This window comes from Mesorhizobium sp. LNJC394B00 (genome assembly GCF_000502555.1).
Classification (GTDB): Bacteria; Pseudomonadota; Alphaproteobacteria; order Rhizobiales; family Rhizobiaceae; genus Mesorhizobium.
Genome location: NZ_AYWH01000001.1, coordinates 19,138 through 37,884, shown reverse-complemented (window position 1 = coordinate 37,884; position 18,747 = coordinate 19,138). Strand labels below are relative to the sequence as shown.

At 62.5% G+C, this 18,747-nt stretch carries 19 protein-coding genes; 13 read left to right on the top strand and 6 right to left on the bottom strand.

Features of this window, described 5'->3' with window-relative positions; translation table 11 throughout:
* Nucleotides 1-35: 35 nt before the first annotated feature.
* The gene (locus tag X751_RS163150) at nt 36-308 is read left to right on the top strand and encodes an HU family DNA-binding protein (RefSeq protein WP_023669423.1); all 273 of its coding nucleotides are present in this window, start codon (nt 36-38) and stop codon (nt 306-308) included.
* Nucleotides 309-398: 90 nt separating this feature from the next.
* Here X751_RS163150 and X751_RS163155 read toward each other — a convergent pair whose 3' ends face one another.
* Nucleotides 399-1,421, bottom strand: a complete 1,023-nt coding sequence (locus tag X751_RS163155) for an aldo/keto reductase (RefSeq protein ID WP_023669424.1) — start codon at nt 1,419-1,421, stop codon at nt 399-401.
* Between the two features lie 184 nt (nt 1,422-1,605).
* On the opposite strand from X751_RS163155, the gene X751_RS163160 reads away from it, so the two are divergent.
* Both X751_RS163160 and X751_RS163165 read left to right on the top strand, forming a co-directional pair.
* On the top strand, nt 1,606-2,172 hold the full coding sequence (locus X751_RS163160) for an SIS domain-containing protein (protein WP_023689464.1): 567 nt from the start codon (nt 1,606-1,608) through the stop codon (nt 2,170-2,172).
* Between the two features lie 3 nt (nt 2,173-2,175).
* Nucleotides 2,176-2,919 carry a creatininase family protein gene (locus X751_RS163165; protein ID WP_023689463.1) on the top strand — a complete coding sequence of 248 codons (744 nt, stop codon included), beginning with the start codon at nt 2,176-2,178 and terminating at the stop codon, nt 2,917-2,919.
* Between the two features lie 235 nt (nt 2,920-3,154).
* On the opposite strand, the gene X751_RS163170 is transcribed toward X751_RS163165, so the two are convergent.
* From X751_RS163170 to X751_RS163180, 3 genes are all read right to left on the bottom strand, one after another.
* Nucleotides 3,155-4,072 (bottom strand): carbohydrate ABC transporter permease, encoded by a 918-nt coding sequence (locus X751_RS163170; RefSeq protein ID WP_023669427.1) that lies wholly within the window; start codon nt 4,070-4,072, stop codon nt 3,155-3,157.
* A gap of 9 nt (nt 4,073-4,081) precedes the next feature.
* Nucleotides 4,082-5,197 carry a sugar ABC transporter permease gene (locus tag X751_RS163175; protein WP_023689462.1) on the bottom strand — a complete coding sequence of 372 codons (1,116 nt, stop codon included), beginning with the start codon at nt 5,195-5,197 and terminating at the stop codon, nt 4,082-4,084.
* Between the two features lie 98 nt (nt 5,198-5,295).
* Nucleotides 5,296-6,960, bottom strand: coding sequence for a sugar ABC transporter substrate-binding protein (locus tag X751_RS163180; RefSeq protein WP_023669429.1), 1,665 nt, complete (start codon nt 6,958-6,960; stop codon nt 5,296-5,298).
* 272 nt (nt 6,961-7,232) lie between these two features.
* Between X751_RS163180 and ugpC the strand changes: the two genes are divergently transcribed.
* The 5 genes from ugpC to X751_RS163200 all read left to right on the top strand — a co-directional run bounded on the left by ugpC (nt 7,233) and on the right by X751_RS163200 (nt 11,563).
* Nucleotides 7,233-8,288, top strand: coding sequence for a sn-glycerol-3-phosphate ABC transporter ATP-binding protein UgpC (gene ugpC, locus X751_RS163185; RefSeq protein ID WP_023697414.1), 1,056 nt, complete (start codon nt 7,233-7,235; stop codon nt 8,286-8,288).
* A gap of 42 nt (nt 8,289-8,330) precedes the next feature.
* Entirely contained in the window at nt 8,331-8,783 is a 453-nt protein-coding gene (locus X751_RS163190) for an RbsD/FucU family protein (protein WP_023743585.1), read from the top strand.
* 4 nt (nt 8,784-8,787) lie between these two features.
* Nucleotides 8,788-9,717: a ribokinase gene (gene rbsK / locus X751_RS163195; RefSeq protein WP_023689460.1), complete on the top strand. Its 930-nt coding sequence runs from the start codon at nt 8,788-8,790 to the stop codon at nt 9,715-9,717.
* Between the two features lie 273 nt (nt 9,718-9,990).
* Nucleotides 9,991-10,797 (top strand): alpha/beta hydrolase, encoded by an 807-nt coding sequence (locus tag X751_RS01000000163330; RefSeq protein WP_050592337.1) that lies wholly within the window; start codon nt 9,991-9,993, stop codon nt 10,795-10,797.
* Between the two features lie 130 nt (nt 10,798-10,927).
* Nucleotides 10,928-11,563, top strand: coding sequence for an SGNH/GDSL hydrolase family protein (locus X751_RS163200; protein ID WP_023743584.1), 636 nt, complete (start codon nt 10,928-10,930; stop codon nt 11,561-11,563).
* A gap of 61 nt (nt 11,564-11,624) precedes the next feature.
* Here the strand turns inward: X751_RS163200 and X751_RS163205 are convergent, their stop codons facing one another.
* Entirely contained in the window at nt 11,625-12,638 is a 1,014-nt protein-coding gene (locus X751_RS163205; protein ID WP_023743583.1) for an NADP-dependent oxidoreductase, read from the bottom strand.
* Between the two features lie 92 nt (nt 12,639-12,730).
* On the opposite strand from X751_RS163205, the gene X751_RS163210 reads away from it, so the two are divergent.
* The 5 genes from X751_RS163210 to X751_RS163230 all read left to right on the top strand — a co-directional run bounded on the left by X751_RS163210 (nt 12,731) and on the right by X751_RS163230 (nt 17,736).
* On the top strand, nt 12,731-13,663 hold the full coding sequence (locus X751_RS163210; RefSeq protein ID WP_023742812.1) for a LysR family transcriptional regulator: 933 nt from the start codon (nt 12,731-12,733) through the stop codon (nt 13,661-13,663).
* 194 nt (nt 13,664-13,857) lie between these two features.
* Nucleotides 13,858-14,262 (top strand): MAPEG family protein, encoded by a 405-nt coding sequence (locus X751_RS163215; RefSeq protein WP_023682292.1) that lies wholly within the window; start codon nt 13,858-13,860, stop codon nt 14,260-14,262.
* A 645-nt stretch (nt 14,263-14,907) separates the two neighbouring features.
* Complete coding sequence (locus X751_RS163220) at nt 14,908-15,813, top strand: SMP-30/gluconolactonase/LRE family protein (protein WP_023693321.1); 906 nt, start codon at nt 14,908-14,910, stop codon at nt 15,811-15,813.
* Nucleotides 15,814-15,881: 68 nt separating this feature from the next.
* A complete protein-coding gene (locus X751_RS163225; protein ID WP_032892357.1) occupies nt 15,882-17,054 on the top strand; it encodes an alpha-hydroxy acid oxidase in 1,173 nt (390 codons plus the stop codon).
* The gene (locus X751_RS163230) at nt 17,047-17,736 is read left to right on the top strand and encodes an aldolase (protein ID WP_023743581.1); all 690 of its coding nucleotides are present in this window, start codon (nt 17,047-17,049) and stop codon (nt 17,734-17,736) included. The genes X751_RS163225 and X751_RS163230 overlap by 8 nt, the downstream gene beginning before the upstream one ends.
* 13 nt (nt 17,737-17,749) lie before the next feature.
* Here the strand turns inward: X751_RS163230 and X751_RS163235 are convergent, their stop codons facing one another.
* A complete protein-coding gene (locus X751_RS163235; protein ID WP_023669440.1) occupies nt 17,750-18,703 on the bottom strand; it encodes a PleD family two-component system response regulator in 954 nt (317 codons plus the stop codon).
* Nucleotides 18,704-18,747: the final 44 nt, after the last annotated feature.

The window sequence follows — 18,747 nt, the reverse complement described above, 5'->3', positions numbered from 1 at the left end:
CGAAAGTTCCGGTTTTCTCATGGAAGGGAATTTTTATGAACAAGAACGAACTGGTTTCCGCTGTCGCTGAATCCGCGAGCATTTCGAAGGGTGACGCACAGTCGGCGGTTGAGGCGGTGTTCTCCGTCATCACTGGCGAACTGAAGAAGGGCGGCGATGTACGGCTCGTCGGCTTCGGAAATTTCACCGTCTCCAAGCGTGCGGCATCGACTGGCCGCAACCCGCAGACTGGCGCGGAAGTGAAGATTCCGGCGCGTACCGTGCCGAAGTTCTCGGCCGGCAAAGGCCTCAAGGACGCGGTCAACTAAAAATTTTTCAGAGAATGTTGAAAAGCCGGGTTCGCCCGGCTTTTCTTTTGCCTCGATGGCGGCAGGCCGTCAGCCCGCTGAGGCGAGCCTTCAGCCCACCGGCGCATCCGCGCGCATCAGGCCTTCCTGCTTGAGGTCCGCCCACAGCGCCGCAGGCAGCTTGGCATCGAGCAGGGCGCGGTTGCTTTCGACTTCACTCGGCCGCTGGCCGCCGGGGATGACCGACACCACGGAAGGGTGCAGCAGCGGAAACTGCAGCGCCGCCTCGATCAGCCTGACGCCATGGCGCTGGCAGACGGCCTCGATGCGCCCGACGCGATCCATGATGTCCCTTGGCGCCTCGGAGTAATTGTAATAGGCGCCTGGCTTCGGCCCGGTCGCCAGGATGCCGGAATTGTAAGGACCGCCGAGAACGATGCCGATGCCGCGTTGCTCACAGAGCGGCAGGAAGGTGGCAAGCGCTTCCTGTTCCAGCAGCGTGTAGCGCCCGGCCAGCAGGAACAGGTCGAAGTCGCCACGCTCCGCCAGCGTCTGGCAAACCTCCCATTCGTTGATGCCGCCGCCGAAGGCCTTGATCACGCCCTGGTCGCGCAGCGCAACCAGTCCGTTGTAGCCCGAGGCCATGAATTCCTCGATGCGCTGGTCTGACGCCTCCTTGCTGCCATGGGTGAAGATGTCGAGGTCATGGACGAAAAGGATGTCGATGCGGTCGACGCCAAGCCGTTCCAGCGACGCCTCGAACGAGCGCATGACGCCGTCGTAGCTGTAGTCGTAGACCTCCTTGCGCGTCGGTGTGTCGAAGAACTTGCCGATGCCGGTTCGTTCCTCCGGCGGGCAGGCGCGCAACAGGCGACCGACCTTGCTCGACAGCACATAATCGTCGCGCTTCCTGCCGCGCAGGAAGGCATTGAGCCGTGTTTCGGCAAGGCCCAGGCCATAGAGCGGCGCGGTGTCGTAGTAACGGCAGCCGGTCGCCCACGCCGCCTCCAGCGTGGCGTTGGCATCCGCGTCGGGGACGGCGCGGTAAAGGTTGCCGAGCGGCGCGCTGCCGAAGCCAAGCTCGGTGAAGTCGAGGCCGCCATTGCCGATGCGGTCGAAATGCCGTGTCTTCATGTCGTGCTGATTTCCTGGATTGATTGTCTGACATGACACTATCACGCCGCTGGCTCAGCAAAAGCCGCCATGGCCGTTGGACAGGCATTTTCGCGGTGATAGCATGAACAAAAACAAGCCTTTTTCCGAAAGCGCGCAACCCGAAATCACCGGCCACAAACCCAGCCGGACAGATGGGACTCTCATGACGAATGCCGGCTCGGATATGTTTTCGACCGCCCTGCAAGAGCTGGGCGCCGTACTGGCGCGCGTCGACGAAGCCGGCATCGACACCGCCTGCGAAACCCTGGCCCGCGCGCAAAAGATCGTCGTCTATGGCTGCGGCCGCGAGGCCTTGCAGCTCAAGGGTTTCGCCATGCGCCTCTATCACCTTGGCCTTGAGGTGTCGGTGGTCGGCGACATGAACACGCCACCGCTTCGCCCAGCCGATGTCTTCCTGGTCAGTTCCGGCCCGGGCGAGACGACGACGGTGCTTACCTTGATGCAAGTCGCCCGCCAGGCCGGCGCCACCGTGCTTTTGCTCACCGCCGAGGCAGGCAGTAGTGCGGTCGCGCTTGCCGACTTCACCTTGCTGATCCCGGCGCAGACCATGGCGCGTGACCAGGGGCCACAAAAGACATCGCTGCTGCCGATGGGCTCGGTCTTCGAAGGGGCGCTGTTCCTGCTGTTCGAGGTGATGGTGCTGAAGCTCAAGGCGCTGACCGGCCAGTCGTCCGAGGCCATGCGCACCCGCCACACCAACATGGAATAGATCATGCGCTACGAACTGATGTTGCCGCACCAGATCCGCAAGGCGATCGCCGAGAACTGGCCGGTCGCTCTCCCGCTCGGCGTGCTCGAATATCACGGCGAGCACATGGCTGTCGGCATGGACACGCTGGCCGTCGTCAAGACGCTGGAGCTCTACGAGAAGGAGGCCGACATCGTCATCCTGCCGGCTTTCTACTACGGTGCGGCGAGCTATGTGGTGGCAGCACCTGAAGGCAACGGCTCGGTGCAGGTCGGCGGCAACCAGCTGGCGCCGTTCGCCGAAGAATTGTTCTACAGCCTGCTGCGCATCGGCTTTCGTAACATCAACGCCATCATCCACCACCAGACCGAGAACTTTGCCGCCGGCATGCCGACCGATCTCGCCTTCAAGGCCGCCGGCCGCCAGGCGATTTTCCGCTTCCTCGAGAAGCAGCGCGGCGAGGGCTGGTGGGGCTCAGACGAGATGGCCGATTATTATGCCGGGCACGCCGCCGGCGAGAATTTCTTCAACTGGGTGCAGGTGCACCCGCTAATGTCGGCTGCCATGAACGGGAAGTATCCGTTCGATCACGCCGGTGTTGGCGAGACATCATTGATGCTGGCACTGTGTCCGGAAGCGGTCGATGCCGGGCGTTTTGGCGAGAATACCGCGTGGTATACGGCCAGTGCGCCGGAGGCCTCGGCGGAGCTAGGGCAGAAGGGCGTCGCGATGATCATGGATCACCTGAGGGCGATATTGGGGCGCTAGCAGACAAAGTCGCTCTGTAGCGATCCTTCACACCCCCTCTGTCCTGCCGGACATCTCCCCCGCAAGGGGGGAGATCAGATGTCATTTCCGCTTTCGCCAATCACCTACGTCGCAAGAAAAGCGATGCAGCCAAAGCTGCCGATCTCCCTCCTTGCGGGGGAGATGGCCGGCAGGCCAGAGGGGGGGTGCTGTCCCGCCGAGGTCAACAGTAGAGGGGCACGCGCCGCCTCTCGCCCTACTTCACCGCGCCCGCCGTCATGCCCATGATCAGATACCGCTCAAGCGCAATCCCGATGACCGCCAGCGGTGCGATCGCGGCGGTGGCAAGCGCCGCCATCGACCACCAGTTGATGCCTTGCGAGCCGGTCTGGCTCGCCACCATGACCGGGATGGTCTTGGCGTCGGTCGAGGTCAGCAGCGCGGCGAAAAAATACTCGTTCCAGCACAGCACCATCGCCAGGATGAAAGCGGCGACCATGCCCGGCAGCGCAATCGGCATGACGATGCGGAAAAAAGCGCCCCAGATCGAGAGGCCGTCGACCAGCGCTGCCTCCTCGAGCTCGACCGGGATCGAGTTGAACTGGTCGCGCATGATCCAGATGACGATCGGCAGCACCATCAGCGTGTAGAGCAGGATCAGGCCGATGCGTGTGTCGAGCAGACCGACTTCCCGGTAGAGCACCAGGAAGGGCAGGGCCAGCACCACCGGCGGCAGGATCAGCTGCGACAGGAAGAAGAAGGAGATGTCCTCGTTCTTGAACCAGGCGAACTGATAGCGGTAGCGGGTCAGCCCATAGGCGGCGAGGCTGCCGATGACGATGGCGAGGCTCGACGCGCCGACCGAGGTGATGACCGAATTCATGAAGCGCTTGAAAAACTCCTCGCGCACCGTCGAGGTCTGGAAGATCGAATCCGGCGACAGGCCGAGCGAGCGCCAGCCCTTCCAGTCCGGCTGGAAGTCGACGAACGGGATGAGGTGTCCTTGCGTGACGTCGACCGCGGTCTTGAACGAGGTGGTGATGGTCCAGTAGATCGGGAACAGGCAGATGAAGGCCCAGAACGCCAGCGCGCCATAGATGAAGATGCGATTGGCCAGAAAACCCAGCGGTGAGCGGATTTCCGAGGCAGCATAGTCGGTGGTCTGGACGCTCATTGTGCCTCGTCAGTTCACGTTGCGCACGAAGCGATTGGCGAATTTCAACAGCCAGGTCACGAACACGACGATGATGACGAGATAGGCCATCGCCAGCATGGTGCCGTAGCCGACATTCGAGCGGTCGCGGTATTCGCGGTAGATGAAGCTCGACACCGAATCGGTGGCGCCGCCAGGCCCGCCGGAGGTCACGGTGATGATGATGTCGGCGAGCTTCAACTTGAAGATGATGCGCAGGATCACCGCCGTGACCGACACCGGCAGCATCAGCGGGAAGGTGACCTGCCAGAAAGTCTGCCAGGGCGTGGCGCCATCGACGCGCGCCGCTTCCAGCACGTCGCGCGACATCGCCTGCAGGCCGGCAAGCAGCATGATCATCATGAACGGGATGAAGGTCCAGGCGTCGAGCACCATGATCGAGATGCGGGCGGTGATCGGGTTGGAGAAGAAGGCGGGGTTCTCCCAGCCGAGATGGCGCGCCAGCGTCGCCGCCGGCCCGAAACGGTACTCCATCAGCGATTTGCCGATCATCCAGGATACCGCGACCGGCGACAGCATCAGCGGCATCAGGAAGACGACTCGGAAGAATTTGCGCGCCCGGATCTGCGCGTTGAGCAGCAGCGCCAGGCCGAAGGCAATCACATACTCAACCAGCACGGCGAGCACATAAAGCACCATGTTGAACAGCGCGTTGCGGTAGTAGGGATCGGCCAGCATCTGCCAGAAATTGTCGAGCCCGTTGAACTTGCGGCCGGAAAAGGACGACAGGTTCCAGTCGGTCAGCGCGATATAGAAGCCGAACAGCGTCGGGAAGATCACCATGGCGATGGTGAACAGCAGCGCCGGCAGCAGGAACAGCGCGCGCTGGCCGTCCTCGCCGCGCGTCAGCACCTGGCCGATGCCGAGCGCCACGCCCCACAGAACATAGGCGTAGACGATCGGACGCCAGGTCTCGAAGCCGAGCGTGGTGATCTCGTTCTTGTAGAGGATCTCAAACGCGATCACCGCCAGCAGGCCAAGCGTGGCGGCCGCCATCAGGGCAAAACCCGCCCGCTTGCGGGCCGGCGAGATCAGATCGGCTGGGCCGGCGTTGGCCGGCCATGCATTGGTGGTCTGGTCTGCCACGCGTCCCCGTCCGTTTAAAAAATCAAGCCTGCGACCGGCCCGAGCCGGTCAGGTCCGGCGGCTTGCACCGCCGGACCTGTTGTCACGATAGGATCAGCCTACACGCCGAGCGAGGCCTTGTAGAGCTTGATCTGGTTTTCGCGGCCGATCTGGTCGGTCAGCTTCTCCCAGGCCGCGGCAATGGCGTCGGCGCCTTCCTGCGCCTTCATCTTGCCGGCGAATGTGTTGGCCAGAATGTCCTCGGCAGCCGAATAATACTGGAAGATGCCGGGGATGCGCGGCTCGATCGCCGCGTTCGGATGGTTGTAGCTGTCGGCTTCCGACTTCAGATACGAGGTGATGAACGCCTCGTCGTAGCCTGCCGCCACCCATTCGGGAATGTCGAAATGCGAGTTGCGGTAGGGCTGGAAGCCGGACGGATACATCGCCGTCCAGATTGACAGGTCCTTGCCGCCGAGATGAGCGGCGGCCGACCATGCCGCTTTTTTCTTCTTTTCGTCAGTATCGACGCGGGCCATGACGTAGACGCCCCAGCCGAGATAGGCGCAGTTCGGCGCATAGTTCGGGCCGCTGGCGAGTTTGTCCCAAGCGCCGGTCTTGGCATTGTAGACGTCGTCGGACCCCGGCAGGATCGAGAAGCCGGTGACGTCGCCGATGACCGAGCTATCATTGGTCTTGACGTTGGAGCCGACGTCGCCCCACCAGGTGACCATCGAACCGGTGCCGGCCAGGAACTGCTGGAAGGCTGTCGTGTTCGGGTCGGCGTTGATCTGGTCGGCGGGCTCCGACGGCAGCGCGTCGATGACGTCCTGGATGGCGCGCACCCAGGCCGGATTGTTGATGCGCGGCTTCATCGTGTCGGCATCGAACAGCCAGGCCTTGTCGTCGGGATGCTTGGCATAGGCGGTGGCGCGGCTGCCGAGGAAGTAGAAGCCGAAACCGCCCCAGGCCTTGGGCGCATCGAGATAGCCGAAGACGTCCTGATCCTTGAACTTCTTGCCCTTGAGGAATTTTGTGACGGCCTGGACTTCCTGCCAGGTCTTCGGCACACCCCATTCGGTGGCCGCGCCGCCGTCCTTCCACGCCTTGGCGAGGTCGGCATCGGCAAAAACGTCGGTGCGGTAATTGAAGTTGTGCGCATCGCCATCGACGGTGATCCGGTACTGCTTGCCGTCCCAGGTGCCGACCGGCGGCTGCAGATAGGCCACGACATCCTTCATGTCGATCTGCTCTTTGACCCAGTCGGGCATCTCGGACGTCAGGCCCTTGCCGCAGACATCGCCTTCGAAGGGCGCGCCCATCTCGATGATGTCGAAGTCGACGGTGCCGGTGGCGATCGACTGCTGCAGGCGGGCATTGTAGTCGGCCTGCGCCAGGTCGATCCAGCTGATCTTGGCGCCGGTATAGGCCTCCCATGGCTTCAGGAAGCCGCGGAACAGCACATTGTGCAGGTTCTGGTTGTTGAGGCCCATGAAGGTGAGCTCGACGCCGGCGAATTCGCCTTCCTTGACGTTGGCCTTGGTGGCTTCCAGGCAGAGTTCGCCGACCTTCTGGAAATCGGCATCCGTCGGCTGACCCTTGCCGACGCCGGGGATCTGCAGAATTTTGGAGCGTAGCTCGCTGGCGGCTTCAGCCGGGCGGGTGAAAGCGCCGAGCCCAGCGCCCGATGCGGCGGCGATCGCGGCCATCGAGGCCGCGCCTTTGAGTATGTCACGCCGGGTGGCACCCGCGCGGACGAGTTTTTCGTACAGACCGACTCTCATCTATTCCTCCCAGAACAACAGTCGTGAATTAAATGCCAATCCCTCCGACGCCGAAACGTCGGCGGTTCTCCTTTATCATACGGGGACGTGGGACCCCACCCTGCGTCGCCTGGAGCTCCGATTTTCGGATAAAAATCCGACTGCCGGATTGGCAACAGCTAATATTTGCGTAATCGATTACCTTGTCAACACGAATGGCTTTTTATCGATAACATACCGACTTGCCCTTGCCGTTGGCAATGGCTAGCTTCACCGCGAGAAAAGGGGGGACGATGGCTCAAGTCGCGATCAGCAATGTGGCCAAGGCGTTCGGAACCGTCAAGGTCCTGCACGAGGTCAGCGTCGATATCGCCGATGGCCAGTTCGTGGTGTTGGTAGGCCCGTCGGGCTGCGGCAAGTCCACGCTGCTCAGGATGGTGGCCGGGCTGGAGACCGTCTCCGGCGGCACGATCGCCATTGGCGAGCGCATCGTCAACAATCTGCCGCCGGCCAAGCGCGACATCGCCATGGTGTTCCAGAACTACGCGCTCTATCCGCACAAGACGGTGGAGCAGAACATGGCGTTTGCGCTGAAGCTGCGCAAGACCGATCCGGCCGTGGTCGCCGAGCGGGTCAAGCGCGCCGCCGACATTCTCGACCTCAATCCGTACCTGAAACGTTATCCGCGCCAGCTCTCCGGTGGCCAGCGCCAGCGCGTCGCCATGGGCCGCGCCATCGTGCGCAATCCGCAGGTCTTCCTGTTCGACGAGCCGCTCTCCAATCTCGACGCCAAGCTGCGCGTGCAGATGCGCACCGAGATCAAGGAACTGCACCAGCGGCTGAAGACCACCACCATCTACGTCACCCACGACCAGATCGAGGCCATGACCATGGCCGACAAGATCGTCGTCATGCGCGATGGCCGTATCGAGCAGGTCGGCGCGCCATTGGAATTGTTCGACCGGCCGGCCAATCTGTTTGTCGCCGGCTTCATCGGCTCGCCGTCGATGAACCTGCTCAAAGGCGTGGTGCGCAAGGGCGACAAGGTCGAGATAGCAGGCACGCTGTTCCCGATTGCTGCCGGCAGCGCCGCCAAGGAGGGCCAGGCCGTGGTCTATGGCGTGCGGCCCGAGCATCTCGAAATCCATCCCGACGGCGTGCCGGCAAAGATCTCGGTGGTCGAACCCACGGGTTCCGAAACGCTGGTCTTCGTGCGCTTCGGCGACAGCGGCGAGATGGTGGCGCTGTTTCGCGAGCGCCACGACTTCAAGCCCGGCGACACGCTCAATCTCAAGCCGCGCCTCGACCAGGTCCATCTCTTCGACGCCGAGACCGGCAACCGGCTCTGATTTCCAATCGACTTTGACCAAACCTGTTTGACGAGGACTGCCATGCTCAAAGGGATCAACCCATTGCTCAATGCCGATGTGCTCCAGGCGCTCAGGGCAATGGGACACGGCGACGATCTGATCATCGCCGACACCAATTTCCCCGCCGATTCGGTGGCGCGCCAGACCGTGCTCGGCAAGCTGCTGCACATCGACGCCTCGGCGGCCGATGTGGTCAAGGCGGTGCTGTCGCTCTATCCGCTGGACACTTTCGTCGACGATGCGGCCGCGCGCATGGAGATCGTCGGCAAGCCGGACGAGATCCCGCCGGTGCAAAAAGAGGTGCAAAAGGAGATCGACAAGGCCGAGGGCAAGGCCTGGCCGATGATCTCGGTCGAGCGCTACGCCTTCTACGAGCGCGCCAAGAAAGCCTATTGCGTCATCCAGACCGGCGAGCGCCGCTTCTATGGCTGCTTCGCCTTTCGCAAGGGCGTCGTGCCGCCGGACGCCGAGTAGGGCCATGGCGTCGGGCAAACCTGTCGTCATTCTGGGCGTTTTCGTCGCCGACACCGCCTACCGCGCCGATCGACAGCCGCGCATGGGTGAAACCATTCTTGGTAATTCCTTCAAGCTGGGACCGGGCGGCAAGGGCTCGAACCAGGCGGTGGCGGCAGGCAAGCTCGGCGCGGACGTCACCTTCCTGACCCGGCTTGGCGTCGATGCTTTCGCCGACATGGCCAAGGCGACCTGGGCAGAGGCGAGCGTCAAATCCGCCGTCATCGAGACGCCGCAAAGCTATACCGGCGCGGCCTATATCTTCATCGAGGAGACAACCGGCAACAACGCCATCATCGTCAGCCCGGGTGCGGCGATGCTGATCTCGCCTGAAGACATCGAGGCCAACGCCGGCCTGATCGGCGGCGCCGGCGTCTTCGTCACCCAGCTCGAGCAGCCGATCGACGCGGCACTGCGCGCACTCGAAATCGCGCGCGGTGCAGGGGTGACCACCATCCTCAATCCGGCGCCGGCGGCCAAGCTGCCGGACCGCATCTATACGCTTTGCGACTATGTCACCCCCAACGAGACCGAGGCCGAAGAGCTGACCGGCATCAAGGTTTCTTCGATCGACGAGGCTCGCCGCGCCGCCGACAGCCTGCTCAAAAAGGGCGTCGGCTCGGTCATCATCACGCTCGGCGAAAAAGGCGCGCTGCTGCACACGGCCGCTCGGTCCGACCATGTTCCCGTGGTCAGTGCCGGTCCGGTGGTCGAAACCACCGGCGCGGGCGATGCCTTCAATGGCGGCCTGGCCGCCGCACTCGCCAAAGGCGTGGAGCCGCTGCAAGCCGTCCGCTTCGCCTGCGCCGTCGCCGGCATTTCGGTGACAAGGCCGGGTACGGCGCCATCCATGCCGACGCTGCATGAGGTCGAGGCGCTGCTGGCCGAGGGGTGAGGTCGTTGCGGGAGAGATCGAGTTCAGATCCGACCGGATCTGAATTGCCTCATGCAAGACCATGATTCTAGACCATTATGTCACATTTCTCCTGAGGAGAAATGGCGCGAGTGACGGGGCTCGAACCCGCGACCTCCGGCGTGACAGGCCGGCGAAAACCCCTGATTAATCAACGAATGGTTTCAATTCCTTACGCTCTCGAATTTGCGGGAAAAAGCGCGAAATTGAAACTTGCCTATCAGAACTCCTCGTCAACTCCGCGAGGTATTCACTTTGATCGACGCCTCCGCTGCTGCCAGCCTAGCGGCTGGACCGGGACAGACTGCTCCCGGCGACTTCTGGATCGGCTGGAGACGGCAGATCGATGCGCTCGCTTCCGCCGGATTCCGGGTCATCGTTCCCGACCAGAGGGGCTACGACACCAGTGACAAGCCGAAAGCCATCCGTGAATACACGCTCCCCAAGCTCGTCGGCGATGTCGTTGCCATCGCCGACGCGCTCGGCATCGGAAGGTTTCACCTCGTCGGTCATGACTGGGGCGGTATCGTCGCCTGGGCCGCAGGCGCAAAGCTGCCGCACCGCCTGGAAAGGCTCGTCATCCTGAACGCGCCCCATCCCGAGGTGCTGCTTGCCCATTCCTTGCGATCTCCGACCCAGTTCCTGCGGAGCAGCTATGCCGCCTTCTTCCAGTTCCCCTTGCTGCCGGAGGCTGTTCTGGGAGCAGGGCACTCGGCTCTGCTGGCACGGGCGCTCATCAAATCCAGCCGAACAGATGCCTTCACGGCGGAGGAAATCGCAGAGTATCGGCAGGCCTGGGAACGGCCGGGGGGCGCTGACCGGCATGCTCAACTGGTATCGGGCGCTGCGCTTCCGCCCAGGCCTGAAGCAGCGGATCACGACACCGACCCTTGTACTGTGGGGGATGCAGGACCAAGCTCTGGAATATGGCCTGGCCGAGCGCAGTCTGGCCCTTTGCAACGATCGCGGGGCCTGCAGACGTTCGAGAAGCCGACGCATTGGGTACAGCGCGAAGAGGCCAGCGCGGTGAATGCCGCGCTTCTGGCGTTCCTGGACGGCTGAGATGCCGCTCCGTTCTGCAGGTGGCCTGACTCGCCGTGATCTCCTGACCGTGCTCGCTGCCGCGGTCACAACCCACCACCTTACCTCCTCTGCTGATGCAGCATTGGCAGAGGCCTCAACGGAGCATCCGATGCCACACGTCGTCCTTCTCGGGGATTCGATCTTTGACAACGCTGCCTATGTCGCGCACGGGTCCGACGTAGTGCGGCAGCTGCGGGAGCGGTTGCCGGAGGGGTGGCGTGCAACGCTAAACGCCGTCGACGGCGCCATCACAAGCGGCGTCGAGCGGCAGCTTGAACGGCTCCCCCAGGATGCTAGCCATCTTGTCGTCAGCGTCGGTGGCAATGATGCTCTTCGTCATGCAGGGATTCTGGAGCAGGGGGCCTGTTCGGTGGCCGAGGTTCTGGACAGGATCAGCGATATCCGGGAGGAATTCGAGCACGACTACTGTACGATGCTCGAGGGGGCGCTGGGCCAAAACCTACCCACCGCTGTCTGCACGATCTACGAGGCGCGCTTTCCCGACTCACAGCGTCGTAGACTTGCCGCAACTGCCCTGACGGTCCTCAACGACGTCATCACCCGGGCGGCGTTCTCGCGCGGTTTGCCGCTCGTCGACCTGCGCTTGGTATCGAATGAGGACGCGGACTTCGCCAATCCTATCGAACCGTCAGTGCAAGGTGGCGCGAAGATCGCGGCAGCCATCGCGGCACTTGTAGTCGAGCACGATTCAGCCGGACGTCGGTCGTTGGTCTTCGTCGGCTAAACGGCGTAATCCCGCCCGATCGTCTGCACTCCCGATGGTCGGTCGGACTGAAAGCAACAATTCAGACGGCCAGCACGATCTTGCCTTGAATACTGCCGTCGGCGGCGCGCTCATGTGCGCGCGATGCCTCGGCCAGCGGGAATGTGCTGTCGATGACGACACGCACAAGGCCGTCGTCGAGCAGGCGGGCGGCTTTTGCCAACTGCGCGCCATTGGATCGAACCTGTGTGGATGAGACCGTGATCCCCAGCCTCTCTGTCTCTTCGTGACCAGCGAAGCCCAGTGGGTTGACCAGGAACAGCGCGCCGCCCGGCTTCAGAACATGGAAGAAGCGCTCCATGTCCGCGCCGCCCACCGCGTCGAGGACAAGGTCGACGTCTCGGACGACATCTTCCGCCGCGGTTGTCTTGTAGTCGATGAATTGATCCACGCCGAGATCGCGCATCAGCGCCTCGTTCTTGGCCGATGTCACCGCGATGACGCGCGCGCCCCGCCATTTCGCCAACTGGACGGCCAGATGCCCGACACCGCCTCCGGCACCATTGATGAGCACCGTCTTGCCGTCGAGGGGCACCGGCTCATGCGGTAAGGGCTGGAACGGATTCGGCTCGTCGTGGCCAAGTTCGATCAAGAACTGCCATGCCGTCAGAAGCGACATCGGCGCACCAGCCGCATGAATATGGTCGATGCCGGCTGGTTTCAACGCAACATGCGATGCCGGCACACTGACATAATGCGCGTAGGCATTGCTACCCGTCATCAAGTTATCGGGGAAGCGAACCATTGCGTAGACCTCGTCACCGATGCTGAACTCAGCGACGTCAGCGCCAACCGCTTCAATGACGCCCGACACGTCCGTGCCGAGAATCAGTGGGAAGGACGCGTTGGGTCGCCATTCTGGCGGCAGTGCGCGATAGCCATCCCGCAGATACCAGTCGGGCGGATTAAGCCCGGCCGCCTGGGCTCGGACAAGCACCTCGCCGGGCTTCACACCCGGCCTAGGAGCGTCTTCGTACACCAGCATCTCGGGACCACCGAATGCGTGCAGACGGACTGCCTTCATCTTATCGCTCATTGGTGAAATCTCCGCTCATCCATGTCATTGGAGCGAATCTAGCGGCATGACCGCCGGTTGATAATCGGTGCCGATGGCGGTTAAGTAATGCCATGGCGGAACATATCACTTTGGATCGGCTCACTGGCATCATCGCCTTCGCGCGTGCGGGATCGCTGGGCAGCTACACGGCAGCGGCGCGCGCGCTGTCGATTTCCCCGTCGGCGGTCAGCAAGAGCGTCCAGCGGCTCGAGCGGCATTTAGGAGTGTCGCTGTTTACCCGTACAACGCGCTCGCTCACCTTCACGCCCGAAGGGCGCGACCTGCATGAGCGCGCGCTGCGTCTGCTACGCGAGGCGGAGGAAATAGAGCAGGCGGCAATGACCGCGCGCTCCGAACCATCGGGCACGTTGCGCGTGGCCGCGTCGCTGCCGATCGGACTGCATCTGATCGCTCCGGCTTTACCGGCTTTCCGTCGGCTCCATCCGAACCTGATCGTCGATCTCAGGCTGGGTGACCAGATGGTGGACATGATCGAGGAAGGGATCGATGTCGCCATACGCATCGGTGATCTGGCTGACACCCGGCTACTATCACGCAAGATCGCACCCCATCGGCTTTGCTGCTTCGCCTCGCCAGCCTATCTCGAGGAACGCGGCACACCGACCCATCCCGATCACCTGGAAGGGCACGACACCGTCAACCTTCGATATCAGAGCACAGGCCAGGCCTTTCGCTGGCCCTTCCGGATTGGCGACCGTGAAATCGAGATCGTGCCCAATTCCGGTGTGGTCGCCGATGCCAGCGATGCCGTGCTCATCATGCTGGCAGCCGGCGGTGGGATAGGCATAGGCGCCTCCTTCATGGCGGCTCCCTATGTGAAGCGCGGCGAACTGGTCCCAGTGCTGTCCACGTTCGCGGTCGAGCGAAACAATGTCACCGTGCTCTGGCCGGCAAGCCGACGCGCCAACCCCGCCGTGCGCGCCTTTCTGACCATGCTCGACGCCGCTTTCACTCTGCGAATGGCAGCTTCAAGCATCGACTGATCTGGCGCGGAAGGGTCGCTAACGGGCGAAAGCGGTCAATCCTGCTGATTGGCTGAACGGCAGCTATTCCGGGCACAACGTCCAAAAGCTGCTATTCCGTTTCGGCCCCACTACAGGCCGCCCCTCCTCGTCGAATAGCATTAGACTAGTTGATCGGCTACAACGACCTAGATTGCTAGCAACGGGGAGGGCACATGTCGGCGAGTGCTTACGCATTGACTGGCTTCATCTCGTGGGCGCTGGCCCTGCTGATCGTGATGGAAGTTATCCGGAGCTACCTGGTGATCTCTGGGCAAGTCCCGGCAAACGGCTTTACGCCAGATAACGGAGCCCTCTCCCCGTTTATGCGGAGGTTAGCCCGTGCCCACGCCAACTGCATTGAAGGGCTTCCAATCTTCGGAGGTCTGCTCGGAGTCGCGATCATCATTTCAAAGACAGATGTCACGGATCCCTTGGCCTCCACGATGTTAGGCGCACGTATAGTGCAGTCGGTGATCCACCTCGTCTCAACCAGCCAACTCGCGGTCAGTCTCAGGTTCACCGCGTTCGCTGTGCAAATGGTGATTGGTGCGTATTGGTGCTGGTTGCTGTTGATCTGAAGAGTGGCGGAGCCCCGACGCAAAAGTGGGCCACCTCGATTCCGGGAGCCTTGGCAAACCCACTCCGGATCGTGACCCGAAAGACTGTCCCTTTTGACAGGCGAGCGAACCGCAAAACTGGCAGTGGCAAAACCGCCGTTGAGGCATGATATTGCTGTTGGATTTTGGGGCTACTCCCCAGCTTCGGAGAAGGATCGGCGTTCAGAGAGCAATTTGCACGCCTGGGCGCTGCGGCGCTCCCCAGCTTTTGGCCACACGCACGCCCTGCAAACGCTCGGCTCAAGAGCGCCTGGCAGCGGAGCAGAGAATTGTTGGACTTTGTGAGTGTTAGAGGGAGAGGAACTGAGATTCAACCTTCTCCACCTGCACTTGTTCCTGGCACGCTGGCCTCAGCAGCACCTAATCCTGCCACCCAACCTGGAGGAGCAAGCCAGTGCTACCGAGCTATGTAGACACCGATCGGCTCGCGCTGTAGCCAGGCCTCCGCCCGTCGGGGTTCACCGGCGCCGGGGTGGGGGGGCGGCCTAGGGGGGGCCCAGCAACGCGCACGTCAGCCAAGCTATCTTTGAGTCGCCGGGTCCGGAGACCGCCAGGCTGGATTATACCCGACAAATCTTGTTAGGCTGCCGTTCTGGGGGTCGCACGATGAACGAGGTTGAAAAGCTGGCCGTCGAGGTTGTCGCGACCGGCCTTGGCTGGCCCGAGGGCCCGACGGTGCTGCCCGATGGCCGAATTGTCATCGTCGAAAGCTATCGCAGCCAGCTGACGGCCATAGATCGCGACGGAAGTGCTCGCCAGTTCGCGTATGTTGCCGGAGCGCCCAACGCCTGCGTTCTCGGATCGGATGACCTGCTCTATGTCTGCCAGAACGGCGGCACGACCGGACCTTGGCGGGCTGCGGACATGACGACGCCATCGATCCAGCGGGTTGCCGAAGGCGGAAAGCCGGAAATCCTGCTGAGCGAAGTCGCGGGCATTCGGCTCAATGGGCCAAACGATCTTGTATTTGCTGCTGACGGCCGGCTCATCTTCAGCGATCCCGGCACATACAACCCGGGGAATCCGGACCCAAGCTACATTTTTGCCGTCAACCCCGATGGCAGTGCTTACCTTGCTCTCGGTTTCGACAAGCCGACCTTCCCCAATGGTGTGGCGATCGAAGCCGACGGCTCGATCATTTGGGGGGAGTCCTATACGGGGCGCGTCAAGCGGCAGCGTCCGGATGGTTCCGTCGAAGACCTGGGCCGCCTGCCTGGGGCCAATCCGATCCCGGACGGGCTGAAGGTCGGAGCCGATGGCCGCCTTTATGTCACGGATATTGCCGCCAACGGCATTCACGTTCTGAAGCCCAACGGCACAGCGGAGGGTTTCTTCGTCTGCGGCAAGGCAACGACCAACTGCGTCTTCTCGGGCGAGATGCTTTGGGTGACAAATGCCGGCGTGCTGGCGACCGGCAGCGATCCCTCCTTTGAGGGAACACTCTCCTGCGTGCGTGTTCCGGGAGGCGGTGGACCGACGCATCATGGTCGCATCGGCGGAAAGCAACCGTGAGTAGCTCCTCGTCCGCCTCAAACACAGGCGATGACCGCGGTGCCGGCGGTGCGGCATCGTCTGCTTCGATGGCGGCGTTGAAGTGCCTGTACAGCGTGGCCGCGGTCCGCGTCGCCGCGCGGCGGACTTTGCCACGCCCGGTGTTCGACTTCGCCGATGGCGGTGCCGAGGATGAGCGAACGCTGCGCCGGAACGAGCAAGCTTTTAACGAGGTTGCCATTCTGCCGCGACCACTCAACGGTGCAACGACGCGAGACCTTTCCCTTGACCTCTTCGGCGCGAAACTTGCCATCCCGCTGGGCATCGCGCCAACCGGCCTGGCTGGGCTGTTCTGGCCCGACGGCGAGCGCGCAGCCGCCCGAGCCGCAGCGGCCGCAGGGACATTCTACTGCGCCAGCCACGGATCGGTCTGCACGCTGGAGGATATAGCAGCCACCGGAAGTAGCCCACGGTGGATGCAGGTGTTCGTCTATACCGATCGCGGCTTCACCCGAGAAATGGTGGATCGGGCGCGTGCCTCAAGCTACGACGCGCTGGTGCTCACCATTGATAACCAGATGCTTGGCAACCGTGAACGCGACATCCGCAACGGTTTTGCCATCCCGCCGCGCTTCGGTGTGGCCGGAACCCTCGCGGCCGCCACCAAGGCGGCGTGGCTTCTTCGTATGCGCACCCGACTCCCGAAACTGACTTTCGGCAACTACGCGCGCCCCGGAGATACGGCGACGGTCGGTGCATTGGCGGGCCGAATGGCCGCAATGCTCGATCCCGGACTCTCCTGGGCCGATGTCGACTGGCTGCGCACTCTCTGGTCCGGACCGTTGTTGCTGAAAGGCGTCCTGCATCCCAGCGAAGCCGCCGAGGCTGTAGCCCGAGGAATCGACGGCATCATCGTATCCAATCATGGGGGACGTCAGCTTGACGGCGCCGCCGCATCCCTGGACGCGTTGACGGCGGTTGTCGCGGCTGTCGCCGGCCGCGTACCAGTGCTTATCGACGGCGGCATCAGGCGAGGCTCTGACGTCGTCAAGGCCCTGGCGCTCGGCGCCTCGTGCTGTCTGATCGGGCGGCCGCAGTTGTGGGGGCTCGCGGTCTCCGGCGAGGAGGGGGTACGCCACGTGCTCGAACTCTACCGCAAGGAGATCGACCGCGTCATGGGACTGATGGGCGCGCGGAGCCTGCGCGACCTCGGGCCGGACTGTATTTCGTTCGTTCAGGGAATGGGGCCGCTACATGATTGAAGACCCACCACTGCTCACCATCAAGCGCCGTTTCGAACGGCCCGCAGCAGAAATCATCAGTGCTTTTGCGGACGTGCCGGTTAGCCAGGTCGTAGACGCGATGGGGGGACGCGGCGCCTTGCATTATGCGATCAAGCCACTGTCGCCAGCTACTGCGACGATGGTCGGCGTCGCCGTGACCTGTCACTGCGGTCCCGCCGACAACCTCGCCCTGTTTGGAGCACTGGATGCCGCAGCAAGTGGCGATGTCATCGTCGCGGCCACCGACAGCTTTGCCGGTACCGCGGTAACTGGCGATCTCGTGCTCGGCATGGCGCGCAACAAGGGGGTCGCCGGCTTCATCACTGACGGCCTGGTGCGCGACGTTGTCGGGATCGAGGCGGTCGGGTTGCCGGTTTACTGTGCCGGGGTCATTGCGAATTCGCCTGCGCGAAATGGTCCAGGCACGGTCGGATTCCCGGTGGTGCTGGGAGGAGTGACTATCTCGCCGGGAGACATACTGGTCGGCGACCGCGACGGTGTCGCCGTGGTGCCTCGCCTGGAGGCTGAGACTGTGCTGGCCCGACTCTCCGCCATCAGGGCGGCTGAGAAAACTCTTGATGGCCTGGTGCGGCAAGGTCTCGAGATGCCCGACTTCGCCAAGGTCGTCCTCAAATCGAACAGGGCGCGCTTCGTTGACTGAGATGTGAGCTTCTCTAGCTGCGGGACATATGAAGCGCAACACGATTTCGTCCTTCCGATTTGGCACGAAACAGAGCCAAATCGGCGGCATTGACGAAATCGTTTGGCGTCTCGTTCTCGGTGGGCACCGCTGTTGCGACGCCGACGCTGATGGTCACGCGATCCGGGCCGTGGGGTATGTTCAACTCTCGCACGCTCTGGACGAGCCGCTCGGCGATCGCACTGGATTGTTCCAGTATGGTGTCGACCAGCACGATGACGAACTCTTCGCCTCCGTACCGCGCAGCGAGATCGGTGGAGCGGCCCGAACCGCTCTGGATTACGCGGGCGATTTGCTTCAGCACATCGTCGCCGGCCATATGGCCATAGGTATCGTTGTATCGTTTGAAGTTATCGGCATCGATCATCAACAGCGACAGTGGGGACTGTGCGCGAAAAGCGCGTTTCCATTCAGCCGCCAGATATTCGTCAAAATAGCGCCTGTTACCGAGACCTGTCAGGCCATCGATCCGCGTCAGACGTTCAAGCTCTAGATTTGCACTGATCAGCTGTCGCTGGCTTTCCCTCAGCGCTCGGTGTGCCGAGTCTCGCTGGACGTGATCCAGATAGGCCCGCGTGTGATATCGAATGCGTGCAATCAACTCGATACGATCCGGCAGTTTGACGAGATAGTCGTTCGCGCCCGCAGCGAAGGCTTCGCCCTTGGTGGCTGGATCTTCCTTGCTCGACAGCACAATGACTGGAACCGCGCGTGTCGACGCATGCTTCCTGTATTCTCGCACCAGATGTAGCCCATCCACCCCGGGCATGACGAGATCCTGCAGGATGACGGTTGGCTTTACCTCATCCGCGACCGTCATCGCTCTCAACGGGTCGGTGCAGAAGTGCAAGGAAATATCGGGCTCGTTGGCTAGAGCGCGCCTGACCGCCTCGCAAACCATGATCTGATCATCGATGAGCAGAACCATGGATGAATAGTTATCTGCGAGTGGCGGGACCAACTCTGGTTCTT